This is a genomic window from Thermobifida alba, from assembly GCF_023208015.1.
Lineage (GTDB): Bacteria > Actinomycetota > Actinomycetes > Streptosporangiales > Streptosporangiaceae > Thermobifida > Thermobifida alba.
This window is the reverse complement of the sequence record NZ_CP051627.1, coordinates 2,437,392-2,453,282: the sequence shown is the minus strand read 5'-3', so window position 1 is coordinate 2,453,282 and position 15,891 is coordinate 2,437,392. Positions and strand designations below refer to the sequence as shown.

Annotated in this window: 14 protein-coding genes; 10 read left to right on the top strand and 4 right to left on the bottom strand. The window is 71.1% G+C overall.

Annotated elements, in window-relative coordinates:
* The 3 genes from FOF52_RS10865 (at nt 1) to FOF52_RS10855 (ending at nt 2,119) form a co-directional block, all read left to right on the top strand.
* Nucleotides 1-1,272 carry an SAM-dependent methyltransferase gene (locus tag FOF52_RS10865; RefSeq protein ID WP_248589859.1) on the top strand — a complete coding sequence of 424 codons (1,272 nt, stop codon included), beginning with the start codon at nt 1-3 and terminating at the stop codon, nt 1,270-1,272.
* A 52-nt stretch (nt 1,273-1,324) separates the two neighbouring features.
* Nucleotides 1,325-1,777: a hypothetical protein gene (locus tag FOF52_RS10860; protein WP_248593694.1), complete on the top strand. Its 453-nt coding sequence runs from the start codon at nt 1,325-1,327 to the stop codon at nt 1,775-1,777.
* A gap of 114 nt (nt 1,778-1,891) precedes the next feature.
* Nucleotides 1,892-2,119, top strand: a complete 228-nt coding sequence (locus FOF52_RS10855; RefSeq protein WP_248593693.1) for a hypothetical protein — start codon at nt 1,892-1,894, stop codon at nt 2,117-2,119.
* Nucleotides 2,120-2,129: 10 nt separating this feature from the next.
* Here FOF52_RS10855 and FOF52_RS10850 read toward each other — a convergent pair whose 3' ends face one another.
* The 3 genes from FOF52_RS10850 to FOF52_RS10840 form a co-directional block, all read right to left on the bottom strand.
* Nucleotides 2,130-2,633 (bottom strand): TspO/MBR family protein, encoded by a 504-nt coding sequence (locus tag FOF52_RS10850; RefSeq protein WP_248593692.1) that lies wholly within the window; start codon nt 2,631-2,633, stop codon nt 2,130-2,132.
* A 104-nt stretch (nt 2,634-2,737) separates the two neighbouring features.
* On the bottom strand, nt 2,738-4,285 hold the full coding sequence (locus FOF52_RS10845) for a long-chain-fatty-acid--CoA ligase (protein WP_248593691.1): 1,548 nt from the start codon (nt 4,283-4,285) through the stop codon (nt 2,738-2,740).
* Between the two features lie 101 nt (nt 4,286-4,386).
* Complete coding sequence (locus tag FOF52_RS10840; RefSeq protein WP_248593690.1) at nt 4,387-4,794, bottom strand: DUF6406 domain-containing protein; 408 nt, start codon at nt 4,792-4,794, stop codon at nt 4,387-4,389.
* Nucleotides 4,795-5,315: 521 nt separating this feature from the next.
* Here FOF52_RS10840 and leuS point away from each other — a divergent pair.
* The 4 genes from leuS to FOF52_RS10820 all read left to right on the top strand — a co-directional run bounded on the left by leuS (nt 5,316) and on the right by FOF52_RS10820 (nt 10,258).
* Nucleotides 5,316-7,817: a leucine--tRNA ligase gene (leuS, locus tag FOF52_RS10835; RefSeq protein ID WP_248593689.1), complete on the top strand. Its 2,502-nt coding sequence runs from the start codon at nt 5,316-5,318 to the stop codon at nt 7,815-7,817.
* 95 nt (nt 7,818-7,912) lie between these two features.
* On the top strand, nt 7,913-8,500 hold the full coding sequence (locus tag FOF52_RS10830) for a hypothetical protein (RefSeq protein WP_248593688.1): 588 nt from the start codon (nt 7,913-7,915) through the stop codon (nt 8,498-8,500).
* A gap of 219 nt (nt 8,501-8,719) precedes the next feature.
* On the top strand, nt 8,720-9,376 hold the full coding sequence (locus FOF52_RS10825; protein WP_248593687.1) for a hypothetical protein: 657 nt from the start codon (nt 8,720-8,722) through the stop codon (nt 9,374-9,376).
* Nucleotides 9,377-9,466: 90 nt separating this feature from the next.
* Nucleotides 9,467-10,258, top strand: a complete 792-nt coding sequence (locus FOF52_RS10820) for a hypothetical protein (protein ID WP_248593686.1) — start codon at nt 9,467-9,469, stop codon at nt 10,256-10,258.
* 273 nt (nt 10,259-10,531) lie between these two features.
* On the opposite strand, the gene lexA is transcribed toward FOF52_RS10820, so the two are convergent.
* The gene (gene lexA, locus FOF52_RS10815; RefSeq protein WP_248593685.1) at nt 10,532-11,296 is read right to left on the bottom strand and encodes a transcriptional repressor LexA; all 765 of its coding nucleotides are present in this window, start codon (nt 11,294-11,296) and stop codon (nt 10,532-10,534) included.
* A gap of 256 nt (nt 11,297-11,552) precedes the next feature.
* Between lexA and FOF52_RS10810 the strand changes: the two genes are divergently transcribed.
* The 3 genes from FOF52_RS10810 to FOF52_RS10800 all read left to right on the top strand — a co-directional run bounded on the left by FOF52_RS10810 (nt 11,553) and on the right by FOF52_RS10800 (nt 15,717).
* Nucleotides 11,553-12,092, top strand: coding sequence for a LysM peptidoglycan-binding domain-containing protein (locus FOF52_RS10810; protein ID WP_248593684.1), 540 nt, complete (start codon nt 11,553-11,555; stop codon nt 12,090-12,092).
* Between the two features lie 222 nt (nt 12,093-12,314).
* Nucleotides 12,315-12,776, top strand: a complete 462-nt coding sequence (nrdR, locus tag FOF52_RS10805) for a transcriptional regulator NrdR (protein ID WP_248593683.1) — start codon at nt 12,315-12,317, stop codon at nt 12,774-12,776.
* A 124-nt stretch (nt 12,777-12,900) separates the two neighbouring features.
* On the top strand, nt 12,901-15,717 hold the full coding sequence (locus FOF52_RS10800; protein WP_248593682.1) for a vitamin B12-dependent ribonucleotide reductase: 2,817 nt from the start codon (nt 12,901-12,903) through the stop codon (nt 15,715-15,717).
* Nucleotides 15,718-15,891 lie beyond the last annotated feature (174 nt).

Below are 15,891 nucleotides of genomic sequence, written 5' to 3'. Positions count from 1 at the left end.
ATGCGACTGGCGGAGATCTTCGAACGGGTCCTCGGAGCCGACGCACCCGTCCGGTTCCGGGCCTACGACGGCAGCACCGCGGGAGACCCCGACAGCGAGGTCGGCGTCGTCGTCCGCCACCCGGCGGCGGTGAACCACCTCGCCCAGGCCCCCGGAGCACTCGGCCTGACCAGGGCGTACGTGGCGGGCTACCTCGACGTCGAAGGCGACATGTACACCCTGCTGCGGTCCGTGGCCGACCTGGTGCTCAGCGAGAAGCCCCGGCTGTCCGCCGCGGAGATGCTGCGGATCGCCAGGGGCGTCGGCTGGGTCAAGTTCGTCAACCGGCTGCCCCCGCCGCCGCAGGAGGTGCGCGGCTCCCGGCTCGCCGCGCTGGGCCTGCGCCACTCCAGGGACCGCGACGCCGAGGTCATCCAGCACCACTACGACGTCTCCAACGCCTTCTACGAGCTGGTGCTGGGCGAGTCGATGACCTACACCTGCGCGGTCTACCCGACGCCGGAGGCCACCCTGGAACAGGCCCAGTTCCACAAGTACGAACTGGTCTCCCGCAAGCTCGGACTCGCCCCCGGCATGCGGCTGCTGGACGTGGGGTGCGGCTGGGGCGGCATGGTGGTCCACGCGGCCCGGGAGCACGGCGTCAAGGCCCTGGGCGTGACCCTGTCCAAGGAGCAGGCCGAGTGGGCGCAGAAGCGGATCGCCCAGGAGGGGCTGGGCGACCTGGCGGAGGTGCGCCACATGGACTACCGCGACGTGCCCGACGGCGAGTACGACGCGGTCAGTTCGATCGGGCTGACCGAGCACGTCGGCAAGAAGAACGTGCCCGCCTACTTCGCGTCGCTGTACGGCAAGCTCGCCCCCGGCGGCCGGCTGCTCAACCACTGCATCACCCGGCCCCGCAACGACCTGCCGCCGTTCAAGCGCAACGGGGTCATCAACCGCTACGTCTTCCCCGACGGGGAGCTGGAGGGCCCCGGCTGGCTGCAGACGGCGATGAACGACGCCGGGTTCGAGATCCGCCACCAGGAGAACCTGCGGGAGCACTACGCGCGGACGCTGCGGGACTGGTCGGCCAACCTGGACCGCCACTGGGACGCCGCGGTGCGGGAGGTCGGCGAGGGCACCGCCCGGGTGTGGCGGCTGTACATGGCGGGATGCGTGCTGGGCTTCGAACGCAACGTGGTGCAGCTGCACCAGATCCTCGGGGTGAAGCTCGACGGAACCGACGCGCGCATGCCGCTGCGGCCCGACTTCGAACCGCCGCTGCCCTGAGCGGGCGGCACGCGGCCGGGATGCGCTCCCCGGAAGCGGGCATGATGGGGACATGGCTGCGACAGACGACGCCCGGCACCACAAGACCGTCGCTCTCGACCTCATCGACGCCTACGCGCGCGCCGACCGCCGGATGGTCGGGGAGCGTTCCGCGGGGATCAGCGCCGAGACGGGGGAGCGGGTCGCCTCCGAACTGAAGGTGTTCGGGGCCTTCCTCTCCCGCCGGGTGCGGGAGACGGGGGTTCCGTGGCGGCCCGCCGACTCCCGGGAAGCCGTCGCCCGCACCGTCGCCGACCTGCTGGAGCCCGAGATGGAGTTCGCGGTCGTCTCGGCCTGGGAGGCCTACTCGGTGGGGGAGCACGAGGCCGCCCGCGCCCGGGCGCACGGCGACCCGCTGGTGTTCGTGCACATGCTGGCCGCGTTCTCCGCGGCGATCGGCACCGCCGTCTACGGCCGCGAGGAGCTGCTGCCCACCCTGCGGCTGGCCGCGGAGCTGCCCGACTAGCGCGGCGCCGGGAGGACGGCGGGGCCTCGGCCGCCTCTTCGGGGCGAACCGCCCCGGAGGCGGCGGGCCGCGTCCTAGAGTGGACGGGAGCACCAGCCGCGGGGGGAAGCAGCGATGGACAGCCAGGCGGACGACCATCCCGTCGAACCGGACGATCCCTGGCCGCCGAGTCCGACCGGCGTGCCGATCCGCTGCAACGCCTGCCTGGACGTGCGCTCCTTCGAGGACCGGCACGCCCTGCGCCTCGACGAGTTCGGCCCCGGACCGCACTGCCGCACCTGCGGCAAGCCCATCGAGTTCCGCTGCACGGTCTGCGACGAGCCGTGGCGGCCGGTGCCCTGAGGGGGCTCTCTCAGTTCAGCTGCCAGATCGCCAGGTTCAGCGCGCCCGCGTAGGTCACCCAGGCCAGGTAGGGCAGCAGCAGGGCGGCGGCGGTCGTGCTGTGCCGACGGAACAGCACGACCGTGGCCGCCACCGCGATCCACAGCAGCACGAGCTCGCCGAAGGCCAGGGCGTAGCGCGCGGCGGTGAAGAACAGCGGCGGCCACAGTGCGTTGAGCACCAGCTGCACGGCGTAGACGGTCAGGGCGGCCGCGGCGCCCCGCCAGCCGGAGGCGCGCCACACCAGCCAGCCCGCCACGGCGACGAGCACGTACAGCACCGTCCACACCGGGGAGAACAGCCAGCTCGGCGGGGCCCAGGCGGGCAGCTCTACCCGGGCGTAGTCGGTGGCGGTGTCGACCGCGGTCAGACCGCCCACCAGGGCGGTGGCCAGCACCGCGGCCGCGAAGAGCGCCGCGGCCCCCAGCGACCGCGCGAGGGGCGGGCGGGCGCGTCGGACGGATCGTGTGGTCATGGCAGCCTCCCTGGCACGACTCGGTCAGGGAGAGCACTGCCTGGGCCGTGCGGCGGCAAACACCGCCGCACGGCCCAGGCGGGGGCAGCGCCGGCGGACGCCGGTCAGCGCAGTTCGCGTTTGAGGATCTTGCCGGTGGCGGTCATCGGCAGTTCGGTGCGGAACTCCACCAGGCGCGGGTACTTGTAGGCGGCCAGGTGCTCCTTGGCCCAGTCGACGAGCTCCTGCTCGGTGATCGTGGCGTCCTCGGTGCGGATCACGAACGCCTTGATCTCCTCGCCGTGGCTGTCGTGCGGGACGCCCACGACGGCGGCCAGGCTCACCTGGGGGTGCGTCATCAGCACCTCCTCGATCTCCCGCGGGTAGACGTTGTAGCCGCCGCGGATGATCATGTCCTTGGAGCGGTCGATGATGAAGTAGAAGCCCTCCTCGTCGCGGCGGGCGATGTCGCCGGTGCGGAACCAGCCGTCCCGGAGCACCTGCGCGTTGACCTCGGGGCGGTTGTGGTAGCCCTTCATCACGCAGTGGCCGCGCACCGCGATCTCCCCGGGGCCCTCGCCCTCGACGGTGGCGAAGTTCTCGTCGACGAGCTTCATCTCCACACCCCAGATCGGCAGGCCGATCGATCCCGGCTTGGCCTTGCGCTTGGGGTTGTTGAAGGACACCACCGGGGAGGTCTCGGACAGGCCGTAGCCCTCCAGGATGCCGATGCCGAACTTCTCCCTGACCTTCCGGGAGACCTCGGCGGGCAGGGACGCGCCGCCGGACACGGCGGTGTGCAGGGTCCGGGCGATCTTCTCGATGTCGTGGTCGCCCCGGGCGTTGAGCAGCCCCCAGTACATGGTGGGCACCCCGGCGAAGATGGTGACGCCCTCCTTCTCCATCAGGGACAGCGCCTCGTCGCCGTCGAAGCGCGGCATCAGCACCATCGTGCCGTGCCGGTACAGCGCCGCGTTCATCATCGTGGTCTGCCCGAAGATGTGGAACAGCGGCAGCACGGTGAGGAACACGTCGTGGTCGCCGGGGGCGTGGTCGAACAGCGCGCTGGAGGCGACCGCGTTGAACAGCAGGTTGTTGTGGGTCAGCTCGGCGCCCTTGGGCTGGCCGGTGGTGCCGCTGGTGTAGATGATCACCGCGGTGTCGTCGGCCTCGGTGCGGACCGACTCGAACTCGCCGGGCTGCCCGCCCAGCGCGGCCCAGAAGGTCTCGGCACCCTCGATCGTGGACTCGGTGGCCCCGGCCGTGGCGGGCAGGTCGATGTACACCTCGCACTCGGCGACCTCGTGGAACGCCTTCCAGGCGCGTTCGCCCAGCGGCAGCTCCGGGGTGCCGGTGAAGGCGAACAGCGCCTTGGCGCCGGAGTCGCGCAGGTGGTACTCGATCTCCCGGGGCGTGAGCAGGACGTTCAACGGGACGACGACCGCGCCGGCCTTGAGCGCGCCGAAGTAGACGAAGGGGAAGTACGGGACGTTGGGGCAGGCGATCGCGACCCGGTCCCCGGGGCGGATACCGCGGGACACCAGCAGGTTGGCCACCTGGTTGGCGATCATGTCGACCAGGGCGTAGTTCAGCCGCATGTCGCCGAAGACGATCGCGTCGCGCTCGGGTTGGTTGCGGGCGCCGTCCTCCAGCAGAACCGAGAGATTGAGCATCCTGTCTCCTTTGGGAGATGTGTCGTCCACCACTGTTCTACTGCACAGTAACTTATGGGGGAAGACAGGAGCCAGAACTGTTCTGCCCAGGTTGGGGATGGTTACTCCGCCCTGGTGAGCGTCACCGAGCCGGGCATCGAGTCGCTGAAGCCGAGCTCCGAGACACGCCAGGTGGCCCCGGCCACGTCGATCAGGTCGCCCAGGGTCACCGTCCACTCCTCGGCCTCGCCGTCCTCCGGCGCCACCCGGACGACCACGCTCGGCTCCGCCTCGTCGTGTCCGGTGACCTCCAGGACGACGGAGCCGCCGTCCTCGGCCGCGAGGGTGTGGGGGGAGCCCTCGACCAGCTGGATGCGGTCGTCGTAGTCGCCCAGCACCGGGGCCGGGCTCTGCACCGCGACCGTGTCGGCGGGAGGCTGCTCGCCCTGCGCCGAACACGCCGCCAGCGCCGCACCCACCGCGGCGGCCAGGAACACCCGGAGCACGGTGCGGACGTCGAACAGGGACATCTGGTCTCCTCCTGGGAAGTCCCCGCTGTCGGGCGGGGATCGGACTGCTGCACAACCGGGGCGGGACGGTCCGCCGACACCGCCCCGCCCACGCGCCGGCACGCCCCGCGGACGGGGCGACGACGGTCGCGGAACGGGACGGCCGCGCCCGCGCGGCGGGCGTTCGGACGCCGCACCTTCCGACCGGGACGCGGCGGAGCACGCCGAGCGGCAACCGGCGGGGCGGGGGAGAACCGGGAGCCGGCACGTTTCCGTACCGTGTCCACGGTAGTCGCTTCCCGGGGGCGACGCGTGGGACTTGCGCCCCTTCCGACAGCACACCGGGGTCGGCGCGCGCTTCGCCGGCGGCGGCCGGGAAACGGGGCGCCGCGGCGGTGTCGTCGCACGCTAACCTTGAGGGAAGGCATCCGGAACCGGCGGCCCCAGAGGTCTGCCGACGCGCCGGAAGGCTGGTCCACCAGTGGCAGGACGCCAGATCGGAACCCGCCCCAGGGCAACACCGGTAGAGGAACCATCCAACGATGACAGCGGTTAGCGGCGACCAGACGACGAGCGACTCCTACGACGCCCGGGCACTCCAGGAGAAGTGGCAGGCCCGGTGGGCGAAGGAGAACCCCTTCACGGCCAGCGAGGACCCGGCCGACACCCGTCCGCGGCGCTATGTGCTCGACATGTTCCCCTACCCCTCGGGTGACCTCCACATGGGGCACGCCGAGGCGTTCGCGATCGGCGACGTCATCGCGCGCTACCACTTCGCGCGCGGGGAGAACGTGCTGCACCCGATCGGCTGGGACTCCTTCGGGCTGCCCGCCGAGAACGCCGCCATCAAGCACAACTCCCACCCCGCCGAGTGGACCTACGCCAACATCGAGACCCAGGCCGAGTCGTTCCGGCGCTACGGCATCTCCCTGGACTGGTCCCGTCGGCTGCACACCAGCGACCCCGAGTACTACCGGTGGAACCAGTGGCTCTTCCTCCGGTTCTTCGAGCGGGGCCTGGCCTACCGCAAGGACGGCCTGGTCAACTGGTGCCCCAAGGACCAGACCGTGCTCGCCAACGAACAGGTCGTGCAGGGCCGGTGCGAGCGCTGCCACACCGAGGTCGAGCGGCGTGCGCTCAACCAGTGGTACTTCAAGATCACCGACTACGCGCAGCGGCTGCTGGACGACATGGAGCAGCTGGAGGGCGGCTGGCCGGAGCGCGTGCTGACCATGCAGCGCAACTGGATCGGCCGTTCCGAGGGCGCCGACGTCGACTTCCGGATCGAGGGCCGCGACGAGCCGGTCACCGTCTTCACCACCCGGCCCGACACCCTGTACGGGGCCACCTTCTTCGTGGTGGCCGCCGACGCGCCGCTGGCCGAGGAGCTGTGCGCGCCCGAGCAGCGCGCGGCCTTCGAGGCCTACCGCGCCCAGGTCAGCAAGCTCAGCGACATCGAGCGCCAGTCCACCGAGCGGGAGAAGACCGGGGTCTTCCTGGGACGCCACGCGATCAACCCGGTCAACGGCGAGCGCATCCCGGTGTGGGCCGCCGACTACGTGCTGGCCGACTACGGACACGGCGCGATCATGGCGGTGCCCGCCCACGACCAGCGCGACCTGGACTTCGCCCGCGCCTTCGACCTGCCGGTGCGGGTCGTGGTCGACACCGGCGAACCCGACCCCGCCGAGACCGGGGTCGCCACCCCGGGCGAGGGCGTCCTGGTCAACTCCGGTCCGCTGGACGGGCTGAGCAAGAACGAGGCCATCCCGCGCATCATCGAGATCCTCACCGAGCGCGGTACCGGAAAGGCCGCCGTCAACTACCGGCTGCGCGACTGGCTGCTGTCCCGCCAGCGCTTCTGGGGCACCCCGATCCCGATCATCCACTGCCCCGACTGCGGCGAGGTCCCGGTCCCCGACTCCGAGCTGCCGGTGCGGCTGCCCGAGAACCTGCGCGGCGCGGACCTGGCCCCCAAGGGGATCTCCCCGCTGGCCGCGGCCACCGACTGGGTCAACGTGTCCTGCCCCCGCTGCGGCGGCGCCGCCAAGCGGGACACCGACACCATGGACACCTTCGTCGACTCCTCCTGGTACTTCCTGCGCTACTGCTCGCCGGACCTGGACACCGCGCCGTTCGACGTGGAGAAGGTCGAGAAGTGGGGGCCGATCGACCAGTACGTCGGCGGCGTGGAGCACGCGATCCTGCACCTGCTCTACAGCAGGTTCTTCACCAAGGTGCTCCACGACATGGGCATGGTGTCCTTCACCGAGCCCTTCGTCCGGCTGCTCAACCAGGGGCAGGTCATCAACCAGGGCAAGGCGATGTCCAAGTCGCTGGGCAACGGCGTGGACCTGGGCCAGGAGATCGACCGGTACGGCGTCGACGCGGTCCGGCTGACCGTGGTCTTCGCCGGTCCTCCGGAGGAGGACATCGACTGGGCCGACGTCTCCCCGGGCGCCTCCCTGAAGTTCCTCAACCGCGCCTACCGGGTGATGGCCCAGGCCGGGGCCGCCTCCGCGCCGGGCGTCGACCCGGCCGCCGGGGACCCGGGGCTGCGCCGGGTCACCCACCAGACCCTGGCGAAGGTCACCGAGGCCGTCGAGGCTCAGCGGTTCAACGTCGCCATCGCGCGGATCATGGAGCTGGTCACCGCCACCCGCCGGGCGATCGACGCGGGCCCGGGGGCCGCCGACCCCGCGGTGCGCGAGGCCGCCGAGGTCGTCGCGATCACGCTGGGCCTGTTCGCGCCCTACGTCGCCGAGGAGGGCTGGGAACTGCTCGGCCACTCCGGATCGGTGGCGGTGGGCACCTGGCGCGAGCCCGACCCCGCGCTGCTGGTGCAGGAGAGCGTGACCTGCGTGGTCCAGGTGGCCAGCAAGGTCCGCGACAAGCTGCAGGTGTCGCCGGACATCTCCGCCGAGGAACTGGAGCGGCTGGCCCTGGCCTCGGAGAAGGTGCAGAACTTCATCGCCGGGCGCGAGATCCGCAAGGTCGTCGTGCGCGAACCCAAACTGGTCAACATCGTGGTCGCCCAGGGGTGACCACCACCGGCGTCGCCGGGGCCGCGGCTCGCCGCCGCGGCCCCGCGGTGTGCGGAAGAACGGTCGGACGTCCCGGCTGAGGAGAGGCGGCGGACATGGGCGAGGCGAGACGGCGGACCCTGCTGCGCTGGGCAGCCGTGGTGGGCGGGGCCGCCGCGGTGAGTACCGCGGCCGTCGTCGGCGGTCTGCTGTGGGACGCGCGCGGTCCCGCGGTCGAGGCCGCGGCCACGGACGCGCACCAGCAGCCGCCCGCCTGCGCGTCGGTGCCGGCCGCGGCGGTGGAGGCGGCGGCTCCCGCGGCGGTGCTGGAGGCGGACACGAGCGGGCCGCTGCCCCAGTCCGCCGAACGGACGTGCGTGTGGTCCTCACTGGACGACCCGGGCGCCGCTCCCCGGGTGCTCGTCGTCTCCTTCCGCACCCACTTCGGCGACGGGGACGGCCGGGTGAGCGGGGAGGAGCGGGCCGAGGCGGAACTGGCCGCCCTGGCCGGCGCGGGCCCGGCGGCCGCCGCGGGACTCCCGGGAGCGGACGCGCTGGTGCGTCCGGCGTCCGTCGGCGACGGGGCCGAAGCGGTCTTCCGGGACGGCAACCTCACGGTCCGGGTCTGGTGCGGGGGCCTGCCGGCGGAGGAGGCCCACGACGCGGCGACCGCGGTCGCCGCGGAGGTGGCCGCGGCCCTGTGACACCCCCGTCCGAAGGACGGCGGGACACCGGGCAGGGGCGGGGCCGGTCTTTGCGGACCACCGAGAACTTTACGGCCGAGAACGGCTTCTCACCGGGTGAGGAGTCCATCAGGTCACCGGCTCTCTGTGCCTGGCCGACCCTCCGAACCGACTAGTAGCGTTGGCTCGTCGACACCGGGGAGCCCACCTCCCCGGACAGCCCCGGACGAAGGGAAGTACATGGTCCAGCCGCCCTCCCCCGGCGGGTCCGTCGGTCCGCAGGAGAAGCCGCCCGGAAGCGGACGCGGCTGCGCGGCGGCCGTCCTGGTCAGCGCGCTGCTCGTGCTGGCGCTGCTGGGGTGCGTCGGGATCAGTCTGCTCGTCTGGCTGCGCGGCCCCGGAGGGGACTACGCACAGGCTCCCGAGTGCTCCCTGGTGGAGGGGAGCGGGGTGCTCGACGAGTTCGTCAACGGATACGAGGCCGACATCGACGGCCCGCTCGACACCGCGGGCGCCGACTGGTGGGACGGCACCCAGTGCCGCTGGACCACGACGGAGGACTCCACGGGGATGCCTTCGAGCGTGAGCGTGGCCTTCATCCGCAGCGGCAACCGTTTCGGTTACGGCGGGGAGGCCGCGGCCCGGGCCGATCTGAAACGCGAGTCGGAGGGCAACACGACGGTCGCCGTGGACGGTCTCGGAGACGAGGCGGTGCGGTGGTACGACGCCACCACGCTGCACGGGTGCGTGGCGGTACGCAAGTCCAACCTCATGATCTCCACCTGCTACGAGTCCAGCACCGACTTCGCGGCCAGCCGGGAGATCTCCGCGGCGGAGGCGATGCAGGGAGCAATGACCGTAGCCCGCGAGACCGTCGCAGCCCTCGAACAGGAGTGAACCCCGCAGTCGGCTCCGGTGCGGACACCGGAGCCGGTTCCCGTCAGCAACCACGCGGAACATCCGCCAGGTAGTCAGCGAGGACGCCCAATGACCCAACCTCCCCCCAGCGGCCCCCAGCCCTCGTACGGACAGCCCTACGGCCCTCCGCAGCCCCCCTACGGTCCGCAGTTCACCCCCCAGTACGGGCCGCCGGGAGGCTATCCGCCTCCGGCCAAGAAGGGCAACGGCTGCCTGATCGCCGGCGTCCTCACGGGCGCGGTCGCGGTCCTGGCCGTGGCCGGGATCATCGTGTTCTTCGCTCTGCGCAACAACAGCGGCGAACCGGGCGGCGGATCGGGCACCGTGGCCGAGGGGACCCAGGAACCCGACGGCGACGAGACGCAGGAGCCGGAGGAGACGACCCCGCCCCCGCCGCAGGGCGAGTTCACCGAAACGCCCGAGTGCGACGCCGTCGAGCCCGACGGGCTGGATGAGTTCGTTCCCGGCCACACCCTGTCGATCGACGAGGTCGACACCGGCGACCAGGAGTGGTGGGAGGGGTACCACTGCACCTGGGACAACGCGGACTCCTCGGGTGACGGAAGCTACTACTTCCTCACGGTCGTGACCAACGACCCCGATGAGTACGACACCGTCGACGACCTGGACTTCTACGCCGGCGACCACGAGACGGAGAGGGTCTTCGGGCTCGGCGAGGGGGCCGTGTCCTGGTACGACGACTCACGAGAGGTGGGCTGCGTGGCCACCTACATCGAGAACCTGTCGATCTCGTCCTGCTACGACGAGATGAGCGACGGAGAGCCGCTCCCCGAGGAGGAGGCGATCGAGAAGGCCGAGATCCTGGCCGAGGCCACCCTGGAGAAGATCGGGGGCCGGTAACCGGTGGGGTCCCGGCACCGCAGGAGGGCTTGCGGAGCCGGGGACGTTTCCGGCAGCCCCGGGGCGCCTCCCGCCCGGACCGGCGGGGAGGCGCCCCGGGGCCTTTTCCGTCTTCCGGGCGGCCACCGCCGGGCGCGGACCGCACAGGGGTGCGGGACGGGGCGGAGCGGCGGTCCGGGAGCGGGGGAGCGGCTGCGCGCGCCGGCAAACGGCGGGGGTGGGGCCGCCGTCCGGGCGTAGATCACGGGACCGTACCGAAACGAGGCGAAGTCGTTATACCTTGCGGAGTACGGTGACGACCTTGCCCAGGATGGTCGCGGAATCGCCGTTGATCGGTTCGTAGGCGCTGTTCCTGGGGAGCAGCCACACGTGTTCTCCGTCACGCTTGAACACCTTGACGGTGGCCTCGTCGCCCAGCAGCGCGGCCACGATGTCGCCGTTGTTGGCGTCGGGCTGCTGGCGGACCACCACCAGGTCGCCGTCGGTGATGGCGGCGTCGACCATCGAGTCGCCCACGACGGTGAGCATGAACAGCGGGCCCTCGCCGACGAGCTGGCGGGGCAGGGGGAGGACGTCCTCGACGTACTCCTCGGCCAGGATCGGACCGCCCGCCGCGATGCGGCCCAGCAGCGGGATGCCGACCGTGTCGGGGGAGCCCGTCCCCGCCACGCCGCCGAGACCGTTCCGGGAGTGGACGGGGGTTTGGTCCGGAATGCGAATTTCCACCGCCCTTGGGCGATTCTGGTCGCGGTGAAGGTAGCCCTTGCGTTGCAACACCTTCAACTGGTGCGCGACACTTGAGGGGCTGGACAGTCCCACCGCGTCACCGATCTCCCGGATCGACGGCGGATATCCCCGCTCACGCACGTAGCGGTGGATGACGTTCAGGACACTCCGCTGGCGTTCGGTGAGTGTCGGAGCGGCGTCCGTCCCCTTGGTGGAGGTCCCCACGGAGTCATCCGTGCGGACCGGGCGGAGTGCGGAGACGGAACTCTCCTCCGCACGGGGCTTCTGCCCTCCGTGGTTCTCCTCCGGCACGTCCGGCCTCCTCGGCGGTCGGTGTCCTCGGTTGTGGACTGTCGGCTTGCTGTGACGTCGATGCTCGTTCCGAGTGGTTGAGGGCGGCGGTGTGACACGACCGACACCAGTGCTCTACCGGAGCGAAACACAGTCCACGTTAGTCCTTGCACAAGGCAATATCAAACAAACGTTCGAGATGGTGCTGAAAAATTTCCCGGAATGCGGTAGTAATCGAACGCCAGTTCTGGTGGGCGGAGGTTCGAAGGGGAGGACGATGTCCCAGACCGCGCTGCCGTATGCCCCCACGCCATCCGCCGCTGTCCGCGCCCCCCGCCGATCCGCGGGCGATGCGGATGCGACCCGCGGCGGCCCAGGGGCCGATCCCTACGACTGGTCCCAGGAGGTCCCGGAGTGGACCCCCGACTCCGCGCCGACCGGTCGGCGGGAGACGGCCGTCCCCGGCCGCCGCCGGCCCCGGCCCGTCCCCGCCGGACCGCCCCGGCTGACCAGGCGGGGCCGGATCGTCCTGTGCTGCCTGCTCGGCACGGCGGCCGCGGCGGGGTGCGGCCTCCTCGCGGTGACCCTCGTGACCCTGGGGGCCTCCACCGCGGACGCCTCCACCGAGAACTTCCTCCACCTGCCGGAGCGGTCCCACACCGTCGTCGTCAACGAGGGGGACACGCTCTGGGAGATCGCCGAGCGGGTCCGCCCCTCCGAGGACCCGCGCAAGACCGTGGACGAGATCGTCGAACTCAACGGACTGACCGGGCCGGTCCTCGAACCAGGCCAGGAGCTCCTGCTGCCCGCACACTGAAGAGCCCGCGCCCTCCTCCGCCCGCGCCGCCGCGGACACCCTCAGCCACGCTCCGTCTGCGAGCCGGTGACCGTGAGTGGCGACACGCCGGGGGGAAACGGCCCGAGTTGCGCCCGGGACTCCGTCGCCGTAGGTTAGCGACCACTAAATCTGGTGTCTGTGTGGGTGAAACCATCCACAAATTGTGGTTGTCCGGTGTCGACCTGGGAAGGAAGAAGATCGGTGCGCTGCCCCTTCTGCCAGAACCAGGACACCCGGGTGATCGACAGCCGCGCCGCCGAGGAAGGCGCGGCGATCCGACGCCGCCGCTCCTGCCCGGCCTGTGAGCGGAGGTTCACCACCCAGGAGACCGTGCTGCTCATGGTCGCCAAGCGGTCGGGCGTCACCGAGCCCTTCTCCCGCAGCAAGATCATCGCCGGGGTCCGCCGGGCCTGCCAGGGCCGTCCGGTCACCGAGGACGCCCTCGCCGTCCTCGGACAGCGGGTCGAGGAGGCCATCCGCAGCCGCGGGGCCGCCGAGGTCCCCTCCCACGAGATCGGGCTGGCCATCCTCGGGCCCCTGCGCGACCTGGACGAGGTCGCCTACCTGCGCTTCGCGAGCGTCTACCGCAGCTTCGAGTCCCTGGAGGACTTCGAACAGGAGATCGCGGAGCTGAGGGCGGAGCGCACCGCGCCGCAGAACTGACCCACCGACGCCGCCACGGCGTCCCCGCAGACCACAGACACGCAGCGGTGCCGCCGTCGGCCACGGCGCGGGCGACGGCGACCACCATCGGGTACACCTTCCACCAGAGGGGGAGCGAAGCGAGATGACCGAGACGGCGAGCGGCTCTGCCACGCGCAAAAGCAGGAAATCCCGCAAGGGGGTGAGGATCCAGCGCGTCTTCACCACTCCCGGAGTCCACCCCTACGACACCGTCGAGTGGGAGCGCCGCGACGTCGTCATGACGAACTGGCGCGACGGCTCGGTCAACTTCCAGCAGAACGGGGTCGAGTTCCCCACGAGCTGGTCGATGAACGCCACCCAGATCGTGGCCAGCAAGTACTTCCGCGGCGCGCTGGGCACCCCGCAGCGCGAGTGGAGCCTCAAGCAGCTCATCGACCGGGTCGTCAACACCTACACCGCGACCGGCCGCGAGCACGGCTACTTCGCCTCCGACGAGGACGCCGAGATCTTCGACCACGAGCTCAAGTACGCCCTCGTCCACCAGATGTTCAGCTTCAACTCCCCCGTCTGGTTCAACGTCGGCACCTCGTCGAAGGCGCAGGTCTCCGCCTGCTTCATCCTGTCGGTGGACGACACCATGGAGTCGATCCTCGACTGGTACAAGGAAGAGGGGATCATCTTCAAGGGCGGCTCCGGCGCGGGCGTGAACCTCTCGCGCATCCGCTCCAGCAAGGAGCTGCTCTCCTCCGGCGGCACCGCCTCCGGCCCGGTCTCCTTCATGCGCGGCGCCGACGCCTCCGCCGGGACGATCAAGTCCGGCGGCGCCACCCGGCGCGCCGCCAAGATGGTCGTCCTCGACGTGGACCACCCCGACATCGAGGAGTTCGTCGAGTGCAAGGCGCGCGAGGAGCGCAAGATCCGCGCGCTGCGCGACGCCGGCTTCGACGTCGACCTGGGCGGCGCCGACATCGTCAGCGTCCAGTACCAGAACGCCAACAACTCCGTGCGGGTCTCCGACGAGTTCATGCGCGCCGTGGAGAACGACTCCGACTTCGGCCTGGTCGCCCGCACCACCGGGGAGACCGTGGCCACGGTCCGGGCCAAGGAGCTGTTCCACAAGATGGCCCGGGCCGCCTGGGAGTGCGCCGACCCGGGCATCCAGTACGACGACACCATCAACGACTGGCACACCACCCCGGAGAGCGGCCGGATCACCGCCAGCAACCCCTGCTCGGAGTACGTCCACCTGGACAACTCCTCCTGCAACCTGGCCTCCATCAACCTGATGAAGTTCCTCGACGACGACGGCTCCTTCCGCGTCGAGGAGTTCGAGCGGCTCACCGAGCTGGTCATCACGGCGATGGACATCTCCATCACCTTCGCCGACTTCCCCACCGAGAAGATCGGCGAGACCACGCGCGCCTTCCGGCAGCTCGGTATCGGCTACACCAACCTGGGCGCGCTGCTCATGGCCACCGGCCACGCCTACGACTCCGACGGCGGACGCGCCGTGGCGGCCGCCGTCACCTCGCTCATGACCGGTGTCGCCTACCGGCGCAGCGCCGAACTGGCCGGGGTGGTCGGCGCCTACGAGGGCTACGCCAAGAACGCCGAGGCCCACAAGCGGGTCATGCGCAAGCACGCCGCGGCCAACGACGCGCTGCGCACCGTCGGCGAGATGGAGAAGCCGATCCACGCCGCCGCCACCCGGGCCTGGCAGGAGTGCCTGGAGATCGGGGAGCGCAACGGCTGGCGCAACGCCCAGGCGAGCCTGCTCGCCCCCACCGGGACCATCTCCTTCATGCTCGACTGCGACACCACCGGTATCGAGCCCGACTTCTCCCTGGTCAAGGTCAAGAAGCTGGTGGGCGGCGGGTCCATGCAGATCGTCAACCAGGGCATCCCGCGGGCCCTGCGCACCCTCGGCTACCACGAGGAGCAGATCGAGGCCATCGTCAACCACGTGGCCGAGCACGGGCACGTGATCGACGCGCCCGGGCTGCGTCCGGAGCACTACGAGGTCTTCGACTGCGCCACGGGCCAGCGCTACATCCGGCCCATGGGACACGTGGACATGATGGCGGCGGTCCAGCCGTTCCTGTCCGGCGCGGTCTCCAAGACCGTCAACGTGCCCGAGGAGGCCACGGTCGAGGACTTCGAGCGCCTCTACTTCGAGGGCTGGAAGAAGGGCCTCAAGGCGCTGGCGGTCTACCGGGACAACTGCAAGGTCGGCCAGCCGCTGTCCACCGTGAAGAAGGAGGAGGGGGAGAAGGCCGAGCAGGCGCCCCGCACCGTCGAGGTCCGGCGCCCGGTGCGGCGTCGGCTGCCCAAGCGGCGCCCCAGCCAGACCGTCTCCTTCACCGTCGGCGGGGCCGAGGGCTACATCACCGCGGGCTCCTACCCCGACGACGGCCTGGGCGAGGTGTTCCTCAAGCTCGGCAAGCAGGGGTCCACCCTGGCCGGGATCATGGACGCCTTCTCCATCGCGATCTCCATCGCCCTGCAGTACGGGGTGCCGCTGGAGACCTACGTGGAGAAGTTCACCAACATGCGCTTCGAACCGGCCGGGATGACCGACGACCCCGACATCCGGATGGCGCAGTCGGTGGTGGACTACATCTTCCGCCGCCTGGCCCTGGACTACCTGCCCTACGAGGAGCGCGCGGCGCTGGGCGTGCTCTCCGCCGAGGAGCGCGCCGCCCAGGCCGCCGGCGAGGACCCCGCGCAGGTCGCCGCCCAGGTGGTCACCTACGCCCAGTCCGCCCCGGTCGCCGAGAGCGGAGCCGACGCGCTCGCCGTCCCCCGGGAGTCCGAGCCCCGTACGACGGTGGAGTCGGCCGAGGCCCGGCAGGGCTTCAGCACCGACGCGCCGCTCTGCGTGAGCTGCGGCACCAAGATGCGGCCGTCCGGCAGCTGCTACGTCTGCGAGGGCTGCGGCTCCACCAGCGGCTGCAGCTGACCCCGGGCGCGTCCGCGCGCCACCCGCGTCCAGGGGAGGGGGCGACCACGGGTCGCCCCCTCCCCTGCCGCCGACCGGGACCGCTCGCTGCGGGGCGGGTGCGTCGAGTACTCGACGCACCCGCCCCGCAGCGGCATTCTTGGGGTGAAGACAGGGGGTCTCATGCTTTCCGTT